The following is a 14,288-nucleotide window of genomic DNA, read 5'->3' on the forward strand; positions in this document are numbered from 1 at the left end:
GCTCCCGTCCCCAGTTCTCCTGCTGATCAAGTGCTGATACCCTTTTCTCTCTTCGTTATTCGCCCCAACAACCATAGGATTGGACGCAGTGGAAAATATAAAAAATGGAGTTGCCTCGGCAAGGGCAGTAATCGGGCATCCCATGCACTTGGATATAGCTTGCCTAATATATAAAAAACCTTCTCCTTATTGGACATGAGCATTAGGGTGTATCGCTGAAATAATGCTGCGAGGCTTTTCTCTTCCGGCACAGGGCTCATCGAGACAATTTCTTTCATGAAGGGTACGGCGTCTTGGGCCAGCTTAACCGCTAATTTTTGATGAGAGGAGGGCTCAAGTGCAGCAGGCAATTCCAAATGGAACAGCGTTCGAGAGAGCGCCAGTGCCTGCCCTACAACAAAACGGCTATGCGAACCGGCAACCGCTTGACGGAGCGCCTCCCAATCCGACGCTCTTCCAAGCATTCGGCCAATATCAACCAACCAGCGCAAACGGAACCAGCCATGCCGTGAGCCATGCGAGACCAAATACAAAAACAAGTCATTATGCCCCAAATACGGAATAGGGAAGCCTGTGCTGGTATGAAGCCTTCTATTGCTCCATAGCTGCTCAAATGATGGTTCCTCTATACTATTGGGGCTTAACCGCCAATGCAATTCGATCTGAACCTCATGGACAGCATGGTCGAAGGAGCTATGATGAGCCTTCCACTTCAAGTCATTGAGGATACGCGGTGAAGGGTCTCTGTTGCTATAGCCGAGCATGATCAATAGCTCCTCAGCCCGCTCTACTTTATCCACAGGTATCAGGATATCCAAGTCTTTGCTCGTTCGAAGTGAGCTGTCACCGTACAGCTCATAGGCAAGTATCGGACCCTTTAGCTGAAGGCTATCAATACCATGCTCCGTAAAATATTGAACGACCTTCCTCATCTCGGAGGTAAGGTGAAGCATGCGCAGTGTATTCTTATAATGGGCTTGCTGCAAATTCTGAATCACCCAGGCTGGAACAAAAGACAGCTTCAGCTGCTTCAGCTTCTGATATAAGAGAGGGTAGATGCGATGATGCTTGGCAAGCCGGATACATTGCTCCCAATTAAGCTGATGATTCTCCCAGTTCCTTTGAATGGTTCCGTCACAATCGTCCCTCGCTATTTGCAGACAAGCAATAATAAATAATAATTCATCCGGAAACTCTGTTGGCTGGTTGGTATGGTCCATCTTTAGTTACGCTCCTCGTTAATTGCTCCTATACCGGCAGCATTGGAGTTCCTTCCTTAATTCCCTTGTTCATATTCGGTCTGCCTACCGAATAATAGACTAGCTTCGTATCCTTCAGATGTTCAGGGCTATATATATTGCGCCCGTCGATCAGATAGGGAGATTTCAGCCATGCTTCTATCGTTATAGGAGCTATCGCATGGAACTCCTTCCACTCCGTGAGAATGCACAGGGCATCTGCATTTCTTGCTGCTTCCTCCGCAGAGCTTGCATAAATAATGCCTATTCCCTTGAAATCACGCATGAAGTTTGGAGTCGCAATTGGGTCATAGGCCTTAACGATGGCTCCTCGTTGTAATAAAGCCGATATAATCTCAAAGGCAGGAGCATCTCTGACATCATCCGTTTCCGGCTTAAAAGCAAGTCCCCATATCGCCACAGTTCTGCCCGACAAATTTCCAAGGCTCGCTTCCAGCTTGCGAATGATACTGAAGCGTTGATCATAATTGACTTCGATCACTGACCTGAGCAGCTTGAACTCATAATTCATTTGACCAGCAATCTGAACGAGTGCCTGTGTATCCTTGGGAAAGCAAGAGCCTCCGTATCCGATGCCCGCCTTCAAGAAGGAGGAACCAATTCGTTTGTCATAGCCCATGCCAGCAGCTACCTCGGTTACATCCGCCCCTACTTTTTCACATATATTCGCAATTTCATTAATGAATGAAATTTTGGTAGCCAGAAAAGCATTCGAGGCATACTTAATCATCTCCGCGCTTCGAATATCCGTCACAATAATCTGTTCGGTTAGGGGCCGATGAAGCTCAATTAAGCTTTGTTTCGCTGCCTCACTTGCTGTGCCGATAATAATTCGATCGGGGTTCAGCGTGTCATAGACGGCTGTGCCTTCACGCAGAAATTCAGGAACAGATGCAACTTCGAACGGATACGCGGAATGCTTAGCAATAATAGCCTGAATTTTTTCATTGGTGCCTACCGGTACCGTACTTTTGGTTACAATGATTTTGAATCCGTTTATGGCTCGGCCAATCTCTTTGGCAGCCTCTTCAATATAGCCAAGCTCTGCTTCTCCATTGGGCTTAGAGGGAGTGCCTACCGCTATAATAATAATTTCCGATTGCTGAACAGCCGTATGCAGATCATCGGTGAATTGGAGACGGCCTGCATTTTTATTTTTCATGATCAGCTGCTGCAGTTCCGGCTCATAAATAGGTACCTCACCCCTGTTAAGCATTTCAATCTTCGATTCTATTTTATCCACACAAATAACCTCATTGCCCAGCTCTGAGAAACAGACACCTGAGACTAATCCAACATAACCTGTACCAATGACTGCCAGCTTCATTACCAGTCACTCCTCTCGCTACCTACAAACGTTATGAATAAAAGCAATAATTCGATCGCTATTCGCTTCATTGCTCGGAATAGAGACATCCTTGCTGGAATAAGGGCTTTCTAAGAGGCTCGGATCTATTAAGAAATCTTGGAGCTCCTCCCATGCAACTTGCCGTATTCTACTGCCCATCCTGCCAGCAATGGCCTGCACTGTATTGCAGTCCTCCTGCATAAATTTCCTTTTCAGCAAGACTAGCGGCTTATCGCTTATAACGGCCTCCGCGACCGTTGCCCACCCCGGCTTCGAAATGATTACATCAGATGCCGCTATGAAATTTTGCGTTTCCGTATAATCAGGAGGGATAGCAATAATATTCGAACCTTGAATATTCATATTGCTGGACACAACAAAAAGGCAGGAGTCATCCTGCCACATCTTTAGTCCATCCAGATGCTCGGCTTGAATGCTCATGCCTAGACCAAAATAAATGATTTGTTTGCTCCGATCCGCATTATAGCGTTCCTTGATGGCTTCGCATTCTGCCTGATCCGGTTCTCGGCAAAAAAATCCAACGCTTGCAAGTGCATGCTCACTTGTCCATTGCGGCTCTCTTGCCCCTGATAGACGAATAAAATAATCCATTTGCAGATAAGCCTGCCGCAGGGGCTCCAGCGCTTGTTCCTTTAGAAAAGGCTGATAGGCTGTATACCATGTAAAGTTCGAAATCCCAATTGAGCTTACACCCGCAGCCTTTGCCGCAAGGAAGGGGATGGGCGAAATATCAGAGATAACGACATCAGCCTGTTCACTGCATAAGAAATCCGTCTCTCGCTGCACCTCATAAGGCATTGCAGCCACATACTTTTCATAAAGAACACTAAAATTCTGCTTATCCGGCTCAATCGAGTTTGGTTGGAGCACGTAACCTAAGTCAGATGCGCATACTCTAAAAAAAAGCGGCGCTTCAAATCGCTCTTGGAGCGATAGCCTCATAAATTCCAACGCTTTATTGGAACAAATTATAATTTTGTATTGCCCTGGATATCGCCCTATAAGAGCTCTAATAATAGCTATGCTCCTGGCTGCATGGCCGTAGCCATAATCCGAGACATAATAACATATCGTCCGCAACGCCCCTGTCACACTTTCATACAATTTTGGGACAGCTCTTCCCAGGTCTGATACAGTTCCACTAACTGATTGCGTTCTTCCGTTCTTCCGCTCTGAACCACAATGATCTCCAGCTCGGCTAGAGCACGTATGCTGTGCAGCGTCTTCATGGGCAGATGCAGCACGTTACCCGCGCCCACGAGCATGTAGTTCCCATTCTGAACGAACTCCCCGCTCCCCTTGACGATCGTCCACACCTCTTCACGTGCGGAATGCATCCGGTAGCTGATGTTTTTTCCCGTTTGAATACATACTCTCTTCGTCGCGACACATCTGCCATCATCGTAAGTCTGGTCGTCCAGAATACGAATCCAGCCCCAATGGCGTTCTTCATACATCGGCTCCAGATCAGCGTCGATAAAATCTTTTATTCTAGGGCTCGCACTCTTATCCGTTACCAAGATACCGTCTGGGCTTATCGCCACTACAATATTGGATAAGCCCAGAATAGATACTGGAATATCTATTTCATTAATCAGATGCGTATTCTCGCAATCATCACTAATAATGCCCTTGCCGATCTGGGTATGATGCATTTGTTCCGTCAGCGTATTCCAGGTGCCGAGATCCTTCCAATACCCATCATACGGAAGTACAACAATATGGTCTGCTTTCTCAACAACCTCATAATCAAAGCTGATTTTCGGCATGGTATGATATTGCTTGGAGAGCTCTTCATATTGAATGGGCAGCCCTCTCTGCTCCAATAGCTGAATCAAATAGCCCAGCTTAAAAGCAAATACGCCGCAATTCCAATAGGCCTTCTCTGCAATTAGCTGACTTGCGATTTCTTCCGTCGGCTTCTCACGGAAATGGCTGACCGTTAAATACTCCAGCTCTGATGCCAGCCCCTCTTGCTCAGAAGGAATAATATAACCATATTTCGAGGACGGGTAAGTAGGCTTAACCCCTATTAGGGCGATCTCTGCCTTCGATTCGTTTAATACCTCATCCAACTGCTTGATAGCCTCGAAAAAATGTCCCTCTACATACGGATCTACAGGCAATATAGCAATCGTCTCTTCCAAGCCCACCCCCAGATGAGAATAGAAATAAGCAGCGGACAAAGCGATTGCCGCGAATGTATCCCGCCTCTCCGGCTCGATGATTAGAGGAACCTGCCAATCAATCTGGCTCTGCATCATTTCGATCTGAGATTTGCTGGTAGCAATATAGCTTGAATCCCCTAATCCATTGGCCTGAATTTGTCCCCATACGCGCTGAACCATAGAACAAAGCTCATGCTCGTCATTTTCCAGCACCTTCAGAAACTGCTTGGATCTCGCATCATTAGATAACGGCCATAGTCTCTTTCCTGAGCCTCCGGATAACAGTACTAGTTTCATCTTTATATCTCCTCCGTTGCCAAGCACATTTTTATGTTTTAGTTAGGTTGCTGCCGGCCTTTTGCTTTATTCCGTTATCGCCTAGCTTGCTGATTGCTCTCTCGAATGATTTGCCCAAACGAATCGACGGCACTTCTATCCATCTCCAGCACAAATAAGAGACTGCGAATATAGGAACTAATGACAAGGCTGCAATCGACCATCCTGGAAGAAGGTCATGCAGCAAATGTGCCATTACAATGAGAATCAAGACATGATACAAATAAAGGCTGTATGAGATTTTCCCTATAAATGCAAAGAAGCTTCGCTTGAGCAATTTATTAAAGCCCGGATTCGCGAAGGAAAACACAATAATAAGGGAAACCCCTAGAGCAATGCCCCAATCCGTTACCATTCTCATAAATTCAAACGGCACTTTATTCAACACTCTAGAATAGGTATAAGCAAAAAAAGCAATGACAATAAGCAGCACTCTAGCTCGCTTCGAGATTTGCTTATTGATTAAGGCAACAAGCTCTACACGATGCTTTGCCAACAACGAGCCTATGATGAACATCGAGGCATAATGTATAGAATCAAACATCGTTGTTTGATACCCCAGCGAGCTCTCAAAATAAAACACTTCATTCAGTGCGCCTATTGCAGACAGCACCATTGCCAGCAGAAGAGATTGAACCCAATTGAACTTGAATACGAACAATAATAACAATGGGAAAATGATCGATATTCTCATCTCATGAATCAATGACCATACAACAGGGTTATACATCGAGGTTTCGTGATTAGTTAATAAATTCAATTGCTCACCTACAACAGCTGGCGTTACATTAACCGTCCATTTGCTGCTCAGCCATTCTCCAAGATTAAGAACGCCGCCCTCGAACAGCCAATAACAGGCCGCCAGCACCAGCACCGTAGCAACGATAAAAGGAAGGTAAATTCTGCAAAAACGTTTGAGTAAATAAGCGATATAATTCATGCTCCCTTTGCTTTGATAGGGAATCGTGAGAACAAACCCGCTAAGAACAAAAAAGAAAATAACAGCTTCGTGCCCAGCCCCCACCACTAAATAGAGCGGCGAGTAGCTCATGATAGGCGTTAAGGTCATGAATAACCCTACACTGTGGCACATGAGCACAACTAACGCTGCGATGCCCCTTAACGCATCCAGTTGATGATACCTTTCCATCCCTACCCCTGCCTTTATATCGAATTTAACAGCTCACGGTATTTGCCTAGCGAAATATCTCTTCTCAGCGTTTGTTCCAAGTAGGCTCTGCCTCGAAGCCCATACTTAATCAGCTCCTCTTGCTCCATGCTGCGCATAAGGAGGAGCTGATTAGTGATTTCTGCATATTGCTGAGGCTCAACAACGTTCCCGCAGCTGCTCTCTTCGATCAGCCGGTAAGCCTCGCTGCCTTTTTCCAGCACGCCCAGAACCGCTTTGCCGGCTGCCATGACGCCATAAATTTTACTTGGGACAGAGACACCCTTGATTCCTTTTTGATTGACTACTAAATGTACATCTGCTGCGTTCAATGAATATTTCAAATATTCCTTGGGCTGATAGGGGAGGAAGCATACATTTGTCAGCTGCTCTTGCTGCACATACTCCTGCATTTTCTTCTTCATAGCCCCCTCGCCAATAAAGGCAAATATCAGATCCTTATCCTCTTTGAACTGGCTCGTCAGCCGGATTAGATTTTCCAGATCATAATAAAGCCCCAGATTGCCTGAATACATGACGACAAATTTATTGTTCCAATTATGGCGGGCACGAAACTCCCGTACTCTAGGGTGATCCTTAGCGAGCGGTATAATCTCTTCCTCATTCGTCCAATTATTAATAACGGAGTTAGCCGTCACCTTCTGATTAGCGAAGCGTTTAAGTAATGTTTCCTGCATATCGTAGCCCACTGTAATGATATGATCAGCGTATTTGCAATTCAGTTTATCGATCCACTGCGCAGTATTCAGAATGAGCTTATTTTTCATATAGCCGCTGGCCGCGGCCTGCTCGGGATTGAAATCCTGAATATTATAAATATGCTTGGCACGCTTCAGAGCCTTGCCAATCGTTCCGATCAGTCCACCAAGAATAGGAGGCTGAGAGATCGTGTAAATAAAGCTGACCTTTTTTTGTTTGATGAGCAGCCAAATGGCATAAAAAAAATAGGCAGCTATATAGCGCAGCCTACTCCATTTATTAAGCTTATTTACTTTGGGCAGCTTAATGCGAAGAATAGCAATATGCTCCAGATGATCCTGTACTACCCGTGCTGATTTTCCACCGCTGCTTTCTGAATCAGCAGATTGTGCGGCAATGACCGTAATATCGAAGTCATGCTGCAGGAACAGGCAAAGCTCCGTCAAAATCTGTCCTGTAGATTCATAATCGGGATGAAAATAATTAATGACAAATACCATTTTCGGTTTCATAGCAGGACCTCTTTCGCGAATCTATTCCTTAAAAAGACAGCAGGATAACCAGCATGCACTTCATTAGCTGGAATGCTTTTTAGAACCGTGCTTCTTGCAGCTGCAACCGCCATTTCATGAATGGTCACCCCCGGATACACAAAGACATCGCTAGCTACCCATGCTCCATCCTTAATGACAATCGGCTGTACTTCGAGGCCAAAGGCTATATCATTAATTTTGTGGCTGCCTGTGCATAGATAGGAGTTTTGAGAGATTACGCAGTGGTTGCCTATCTTAATCTCTTCCAAGCTATACAGCTGCACATGATCGCCTATCCACGTATGATCCCCAACTGTTACTTTCCAAGGGTAAGTAAATTTGGCAGTGGAACGAATCAATACCCCATTGCCGATATCCGCTCCGAACTGCCTTAGAAGCCATCTTCTCCAGCGGTACATATTATGCAGGGAACAGCGGAACAGCGTTCCTTGAATGAACCACCATAACAAGACATACAGCCCATTCCGACCTCGGGAATAATGCGTTTGTTGATACTTATCCAACCGGATAACATTTTTCATACACCCAATAGCTCCTCATACACAGCAGTCGTGCTTTTTACATACTTCTCACGCGTAAAGGCTGCTTTGAGCAAAAACAAGCCTTCACTGCCCATTGTTTTATAGTCCAGATCAAAGATATCAATAATAGCCTGCCGCAAGGCTGCTTCATCTTGAGGCGGTACAATAATCCCATTCTTGCCGCTCAGCATCTCTGGAACTCCTCCCACATCTGTCGCGACAATAGGGAGGGAAGCCGACATCGCTTCGAGAATAACGGTTGGGAATATATCATAGACCGATGGCAGCACGAATAGGTCCGACTGGCTTAACAGCTCCGATACATCTCTTCTCATCCCGAGAAAATGAACATTGTTCAAGTGATTTTGCTGTGCAGTCTCCATCAACGAAGCTTTATACGCCCTCTCCGAATCAAAGGCAACATCGCCCACAATTACGAAATGAATATGTGGATAGTCCTGCTTCATTAAGCTCGCTGCACGCAATAAATACTCGATCCCCTTCATAGGCGACAATCTCGCAACCGTAATGACGATGCGATCCGTCTCTTGCAGCTGCAGCTCCTTGCGAAGCGTGGATATTTTCTCATTATGCTGCTGCTTCACATCAATACCGTTATAGATTTTAATTAACTTATTGGAGGTCCGAGCTCCCCAACGGAACATTTCCTTGCTTCTATCACATAGAACAATAATACGATCATTGAATAGATGGTCAATATAGCCAACAAGCTTATAAGCGATTAGAGGCTTTCGCGGCAGCTCATGAACGGTCTGCAAGGTCGGTATTCGCATTAGCTTGCCTACGATATTCCCGCCGATTACCTCCATTTTATGAGAATGAATAAGCTCGATATGATGTTTTTTCACAATCTTCCTCAAGGCCCATACGGATTGGAACAATTTGATTAGGTTTCTGAAATAATAAAAAACATCGGTAGGCTTGCCGAATACAGCCAGCACAGCGAACAATACAGTTGCTCCGGCTGCTTCATACTTCTCGACATATGGGCTCCATGCCGGCAATACGACGAAGGCCTTGTATTGGCGCTGATCCAGGCCTTGAACAAGCTGGAGAAGCACGGTATCTACCCCGCCCACATGGCTGGCGTAAGGCTGAATATACAATATATTTTTCATCTCTTAACCCTCCGAAGATAATGCACGGTCAACCGCCTTGGATACCGACTTGGCATAAGAATGCGGATGCATTTTTCTCCATAATCCAAATTTGTTTTTCCAGTTCGATTGAATATAGCTTTTGTTATGGAAGACCCATTGCAGGGATTCAATCAAGTTCTGTGAATTCAAGGGATCAATGATCAAGCCATTTTGCTTGTCTACAATAATATCCTTCGTCGCTCCTGCATACTTGGACGCTAATACAAACGTATTCGTACTGAGCGCTTCGTTAACAACCAGTCCCCATACTTCAATTAAGGAAGGAAAGATCAAACAATCCGATTCAATCAGGTATTGAATCACTTCCTCCTTTTGCTTATAGCCCTCGAACTGAATTTGCGAGGCAATGCCCTGCTCCTGCACATAGGCCTTCAGCTTCTGCTCATCAGGACCCGAACCGATTACTTTCAACTGCCACTTCGCTTCATTGCCGACCTGCTTCAAAGCATCAATGATTTGAACAATTCCCTTGCGCTCGATTAATTGCCCTACGAACAGGAGCTTTATTGGACCTTCGCTGTCTTTGGAATGCTGCATGCGATAAGCGGTATACTTTTCATAGAACGCACGAATGTCCACCGTATTATATCCAACCACGATATTGCTTTTCTTGACCCCGTAATGCTCTAAGCAAGCAGCAGATTCTGTTCCATAAGTGATGAATGAGTCCGATAGTCTGAAAAAAAAGCGGCGAACCCTATTCACCAATTTATTTTGTACACGGCTGCTCTCCAGCGTGCTTCCCCACCATACAATGAATTTCTTTCCGAACAGCTTGCTGTAGAACAGAGCCGTCCAATACCCAAGGGCATCATACCCTGATGTAATGATTACATCCGGATTATGCTTAATCAGGCGCAGAAAAATACCCGGATTGAGGTGCACCCCCATATCCAGCTTTTGAATAAAGGCGTGCAGACCAGGCAGGCACTTGTAAGCATATTGGATTTCACTATGATTGATCTGCCACTCTCTATTCTTTTCTCTTTCCTCCAAATACCACACCATTAACTGAACATCTGATTGACTATTCAGTTTATTCAATACCGGTATCCGGTAAGGAGCAATCGTATTCGTTAGAAGCAGCACTTTATTCATACTTAGTCCCTCTTCTGTATAGTTTAAAATCAAGAATGTCTCTTTCAACCTGATGATCCGCTCTAAGTATCCGATTATAAGAAAGGTATACTCCTAATAGAACGAATAGATATTTATTCTCTGAATAATCCCAACTTAATTGCAAGCTAACGAGAACGAATAGCAGCAGGGTCACTACCATAATCTTGGTATAGTCCGTCCCGGCTTTTATCGTCCTCACAAAATCGAAAAAGAAAAAGCCCACCATCAATAAAAGCATTACAAATAAAATTCCTCCATTCTCTCCAATAACGTCAATAAATATATTGTGAGAAGTTAGCGACGGTGCGACACCGTTGATTCCCGCTCCCATCGCTGGGTTGGCTGAGAAAGAATCCCAATATAACCGCTGGATATCATATCTCTCCAGTGTAGATTGATCCTCTTCCCCGATCGAACTACCCATGCGGTTGAACAAGTAATCATATTGATTCTTAATAGACGGAATTTGAGAAAGCAAGATAATGGATATGGCAATCGTCACGATAACCTTTAGCTTCATTCTCCTTACGACAAGCGGTAGAATGAATACAATTGCAACCAACATGGATACAAGCGGACCTCTAGAAGCGCTAATCAAAATACACATCAAGCTAACGGACATGATCACAATGCCGAGGATACTGTTCATATTCCTTTGCATCGTTCGGACAAGCACGATTAATAACACCATGGCGCCAGTCATGGCAATCGGTATAGGATGCACATTGTAGAAGGTGTATCTTCCCAGGGGCGCCCCGGATGCTACAAAATCAAAAAGAATATAGATCTCCACTCCGAACCAAGTATATAAAGTATAAGAAAAAAGCTTATCAATCTCTTCTTTTGAAGGCAGCAATATTCTACAAATAATCAGCAGACCTACACCGAAAAAAATGAATTTCAATGACTTATCAATGGCCTGCGCAGTATATTGTGAATATAAAATACTGAGCAATACAAGAGCACTCCATATAAGCGCTATGAAATCTCCCTTAACCAGATGAATTAAGTTATTCTTTAGCACCACTCTATAAAAGCAAATAAAGTATAAAAAAATATAACTAATCAAAGTGATATCAAGTAACGGAGAAACAATACCTGAACCGCCTTTTATAATATTGGTTACCGGCAGTAAGCTAATGAACAAAATTCCCCAATCCAAAGACTTCTTCTTTATTAAATCCTTGTTTTGCATTTGGCACCTCTGCACTTCCAATCTTTATGCACTGACAGCCAGTTCTTTCTTGATGGTCTTTGTTTGCTTAACTATTTTTACGAGCATGACCGCATTGCCCGCATAGAGAAGAGAGGAAAGAATGAAGGCAGGCCTTTGTCCAAAGATCAAAGGCATAATAAACAAAGCAAGAATGATGGCACAAGGCTTAATTGCTTTCTTAATATCCTTTATATGAAGCTTTACCTTTAGCTCTTTGAAGGCATAGAAGCCTAGAATACAGGTAGTTAATAAAGTCCCGGCAATGCTTGAGAATAGCAGTCCATACACTTGGAAATAGACGACGCCTATTAAAGCAGCAGGGAGAAACACAGCAAGCTGCACATAGGAGGACCAAGTTACGATCCGGGGCTTGCCAACCGCACGAAGCAAAATTACGAATACATTCATAATCGCGCTCAGTGTCGCAGTAATAAGCATAAATCCTAATAAAGGAGCTAAGCCCAGCCATTCTTTGCCTAACAATAGCTCAATAACCATATTCGCATTGGTATAAATAAAGACAGAGGTTACGATTGAGAAAATCGAGACGAGATAGCTCATGTTCAGAAATTCATTCTTCAGCTGATTAGGATTGTCACGATTCAACTTAGAAAATACTGGGAAATAATATTGCCCCAGGGCATAGGAGGCATCGCTAATGCTCATTTGCGTTAGCTTCTGCGACGTTTGATAATAGCCTAGCGTCATCGTTCCAAGAAATCGGGAGGCTATCACTTTATCGAATTGGTAAAGAACTAACGTCGAGATGCTATTGGCCCAAATCCATTTGCCATATTGGCGAATATCTGCAATGCTGCCCATATCTTTGTTAAGCCGCGGCCTATCCTTAAACCAAATGAATGTGATTGCACATTTGACAAACTGAGAGATCAATTGCCCGGCAATTACACCTATCGGTGAGTTTAAGGCGATGACTAGCCCAATGGATAGGGCCAAGTCTAACACTGCCGTAATTAATTGAATACTTCCCGTTGATCTAAAGTCCTTGTTCCTGATGCGCTCATACCACTTTACGCTAATCGCATTCGTGAACAGAGGAATGCCTGCTGCCAGCATCAGTAATGGAACAGATCTGGAGTCCTTGAACAGCTCCGCAATATAAGGGGCAGCTATTAGCAGCACGAGCCCGATTCCAAGCCCTCGTCCCAATAAAAGTGTCCATAATGCGTTTTTTTGCTGTTCATTTAAGCTTTCCTTGCGCTGAATAATTCCTTCCATTACACCAAGCTGAGTAAGCAGCTCGACAATGGACAGGCTGACAAGGGCGATACTTACGAGACCCATTTCTGCTGGACCTAATATTCGAGCTATAATTAAAAACTTTATGCCAACTAATAGCTTCGTCACCACTTGCTGAATCAGCACCCAGAAGGGATGCTCTTTAGTTTGCAATAGCTCTATTACTCTCTTCATCGCTTTGTTCATTCCTAATCGTCATAATGTCTTCATTCATTTGCTCATAATAATGGCTGAAGCCCGCAATTTGCTTAATGATAATTTTTGCGAGTACATGAATATGCGTCTCCAATGGCACAAATCGGTACTGATAAGAAGCCATCCGGCTATTATCTTCCGTAAATAAAATATCCTGTGCAAAGTTGCCCCATTTATCGGACGGCATAAGATTCACCACCATACCGCCAAGGGCTGAAGGGATTAACATATTAGAGCCATGCACACCAATAATAACCTTACTGGATGCATACACCTGACAAGCCTGGATCTCGGCAGACAGGTTGAATTTCTCCACGCGATGGTCATCTATCCATGCTGGAAAGCGACAAGCCGTACCGAGTCCTACAACAGCAAAGGCTGCGTCTGGCAACCTTTTTTTTACTTTGGCGAATAGTCTGACCACTTTATTCCGTTGGAGCAGCACAAGCGGCTTTAACAGGAAGCGCATCGCCTTAATCTTTTTGGCTGCTTTTATAAGATAGGGATTATTCATCCATATGCGATCTTCTCGCCAAATGAAGGTGATTTGTACCGGATTCTCCTCTTGCATACGATAGGGAGGTATCTTGGTGAATTGCTCAATATTGAAATGACTCGGATGAGAGTAGGCTTTGCTAACAAAAATTTGCTCGAACCTTGCGCATTCTGCTGTTATTTGTTCATTCAATTCAGGATAATAACGCTGTGCCTTCGAGAGAGGAAGATTGACCGACCATATCTCGGCTGCATAATCCGGCACCATCCATTTCATGAATTCTTGAATGAGAATAACAATTCCGACGTCTGGGTTTTCCTCTCTCTCACGCTCTGCATTCAATAGCTTTAGCAGCGCATGACCATAGAGAAAATCAATGCAATTAATAATGACGATGCTTTCCCTTGCTTTTCTTATTTCAACTTTCAGCTGTATCTCGCCATCGTTGGATGGCTGAAGAATAGACTGCAGGAATGGCTGTCCGAGCCAAGACCTTGAAGCTTGATCGCCCAGCAGACTGTTATCGGACAGATCAATGGAATAAGGATAGGTGGTGGCATGCCCTACCTCTAGATCTTCTATATATTTGTTGCCGCAAGCCTTGCATTTGGATTGTAGACAGACATGAATGCCTTGCCATAGAATAGGACCGCTTTCCATTAGGACACCACAGCTTTTACAGGTCGAGGCTTGCGCAATGTAAGGTTTTATTCGAATCATCTCAAC

12 protein-coding genes are annotated in these 14,288 nt (G+C 44.3%); all 12 read right to left on the reverse strand.

Annotated features, from left to right (window positions below; translation table 11 throughout):
• Positions 1 to 26: 26 nt before the first annotated feature.
• Positions 27 to 1,220, reverse strand: a complete 1,194-nt coding sequence (locus AC50YO_RS21680) for a nucleotidyltransferase domain-containing protein (protein WP_494850266.1) — start codon at positions 1,218 to 1,220, stop codon at positions 27 to 29.
• Between the two features lie 28 nt (positions 1,221 to 1,248).
• Positions 1,249 to 2,586 carry a UDP-glucose dehydrogenase family protein gene (locus AC50YO_RS21685; RefSeq protein ID WP_494850267.1) on the reverse strand — a complete coding sequence of 446 codons (1,338 nt, stop codon included), beginning with the start codon at positions 2,584 to 2,586 and terminating at the stop codon, positions 1,249 to 1,251.
• Positions 2,587 to 2,604: 18 nt separating this feature from the next.
• The gene (locus AC50YO_RS21690) at positions 2,605 to 3,579 is read right to left on the reverse strand and encodes a glycosyltransferase family protein (RefSeq protein ID WP_494850268.1); all 975 of its coding nucleotides are present in this window, start codon (positions 3,577 to 3,579) and stop codon (positions 2,605 to 2,607) included.
• 137 nt (positions 3,580 to 3,716) lie between these two features.
• On the reverse strand, positions 3,717 to 5,093 hold the full coding sequence (locus AC50YO_RS21695) for a sugar phosphate nucleotidyltransferase (RefSeq protein ID WP_494850269.1): 1,377 nt from the start codon (positions 5,091 to 5,093) through the stop codon (positions 3,717 to 3,719).
• A 31-nt stretch (positions 5,094 to 5,124) separates the two neighbouring features.
• Positions 5,125 to 6,282 carry an acyltransferase family protein gene (locus AC50YO_RS21700; protein WP_494850270.1) on the reverse strand — a complete coding sequence of 386 codons (1,158 nt, stop codon included), beginning with the start codon at positions 6,280 to 6,282 and terminating at the stop codon, positions 5,125 to 5,127.
• 14 nt (positions 6,283 to 6,296) lie between these two features.
• The gene (locus AC50YO_RS21705) at positions 6,297 to 7,532 is read right to left on the reverse strand and encodes a glycosyltransferase family 4 protein (RefSeq protein WP_494850271.1); all 1,236 of its coding nucleotides are present in this window, start codon (positions 7,530 to 7,532) and stop codon (positions 6,297 to 6,299) included.
• Positions 7,529 to 8,095 carry a putative colanic acid biosynthesis acetyltransferase gene (locus AC50YO_RS21710; RefSeq protein ID WP_494850272.1) on the reverse strand — a complete coding sequence of 189 codons (567 nt, stop codon included), beginning with the start codon at positions 8,093 to 8,095 and terminating at the stop codon, positions 7,529 to 7,531. Before AC50YO_RS21710 ends, AC50YO_RS21705 begins: the two co-directional genes overlap by 4 nt.
• On the reverse strand, positions 8,092 to 9,234 hold the full coding sequence (locus tag AC50YO_RS21715; protein WP_494850273.1) for a glycosyltransferase family 4 protein: 1,143 nt from the start codon (positions 9,232 to 9,234) through the stop codon (positions 8,092 to 8,094). Before AC50YO_RS21715 ends, AC50YO_RS21710 begins: the two co-directional genes overlap by 4 nt.
• Positions 9,235 to 9,237: 3 nt before the next feature.
• Positions 9,238 to 10,374: a glycosyltransferase family 4 protein gene (locus AC50YO_RS21720; RefSeq protein WP_494850274.1), complete on the reverse strand. Its 1,137-nt coding sequence runs from the start codon at positions 10,372 to 10,374 to the stop codon at positions 9,238 to 9,240.
• A complete protein-coding gene (locus AC50YO_RS21725) occupies positions 10,367 to 11,590 on the reverse strand; it encodes an O-antigen ligase family protein (RefSeq protein WP_494850275.1) in 1,224 nt (407 codons plus the stop codon). The genes AC50YO_RS21720 and AC50YO_RS21725 overlap by 8 nt, the downstream gene beginning before the upstream one ends.
• A gap of 24 nt (positions 11,591 to 11,614) precedes the next feature.
• The gene (locus tag AC50YO_RS21730) at positions 11,615 to 13,045 is read right to left on the reverse strand and encodes an oligosaccharide flippase family protein (protein ID WP_494850276.1); all 1,431 of its coding nucleotides are present in this window, start codon (positions 13,043 to 13,045) and stop codon (positions 11,615 to 11,617) included.
• On the reverse strand, positions 13,014 to 14,282 hold the full coding sequence (locus AC50YO_RS21735) for a hypothetical protein (RefSeq protein ID WP_494850277.1): 1,269 nt from the start codon (positions 14,280 to 14,282) through the stop codon (positions 13,014 to 13,016). The genes AC50YO_RS21730 and AC50YO_RS21735 overlap by 32 nt, the downstream gene beginning before the upstream one ends.
• Positions 14,283 to 14,288 lie beyond the last annotated feature (6 nt).

The organism is Paenibacillus sp. J22P59 (assembly GCF_059383895.1).

Coding starts and splice junctions, on each gene's coding strand:
- AC50YO_RS21730 (WP_494850276.1), bottom strand. CDS start 13,045: ATGAAGAGAGTAATAGAGCTATTGCAAACTAAAGAGCATCCCTTCTGG.
- AC50YO_RS21725 (WP_494850275.1), bottom strand. CDS start 11,590: ATGCAAAACAAGGATTTAATAAAGAAGAAGTCTTTGGATTGGGGAATT.
- AC50YO_RS21685 (WP_494850267.1), bottom strand. CDS start 2,586: ATGAAGCTGGCAGTCATTGGTACAGGTTATGTTGGATTAGTCTCAGGT.
- AC50YO_RS21705 (WP_494850271.1), bottom strand. CDS start 7,532: ATGAAACCGAAAATGGTATTTGTCATTAATTATTTTCATCCCGATTAT.
- AC50YO_RS21710 (WP_494850272.1), bottom strand. CDS start 8,095: ATGAAAAATGTTATCCGGTTGGATAAGTATCAACAAACGCATTATTCC.
- AC50YO_RS21700 (WP_494850270.1), bottom strand. CDS start 6,282: ATGGAAAGGTATCATCAACTGGATGCGTTAAGGGGCATCGCAGCGTTA.
- AC50YO_RS21680 (WP_494850266.1), bottom strand. CDS start 1,220: ATGGACCATACCAACCAGCCAACAGAGTTTCCGGATGAATTATTATTT.
- AC50YO_RS21735 (WP_494850277.1), bottom strand. CDS start 14,282: ATGATTCGAATAAAACCTTACATTGCGCAAGCCTCGACCTGTAAAAGC.
- AC50YO_RS21720 (WP_494850274.1), bottom strand. CDS start 10,374: ATGAATAAAGTGCTGCTTCTAACGAATACGATTGCTCCTTACCGGATA.
- AC50YO_RS21715 (WP_494850273.1), bottom strand. CDS start 9,234: ATGAAAAATATATTGTATATTCAGCCTTACGCCAGCCATGTGGGCGGG.
- AC50YO_RS21695 (WP_494850269.1), bottom strand. CDS start 5,093: ATGAAACTAGTACTGTTATCCGGAGGCTCAGGAAAGAGACTATGGCCG.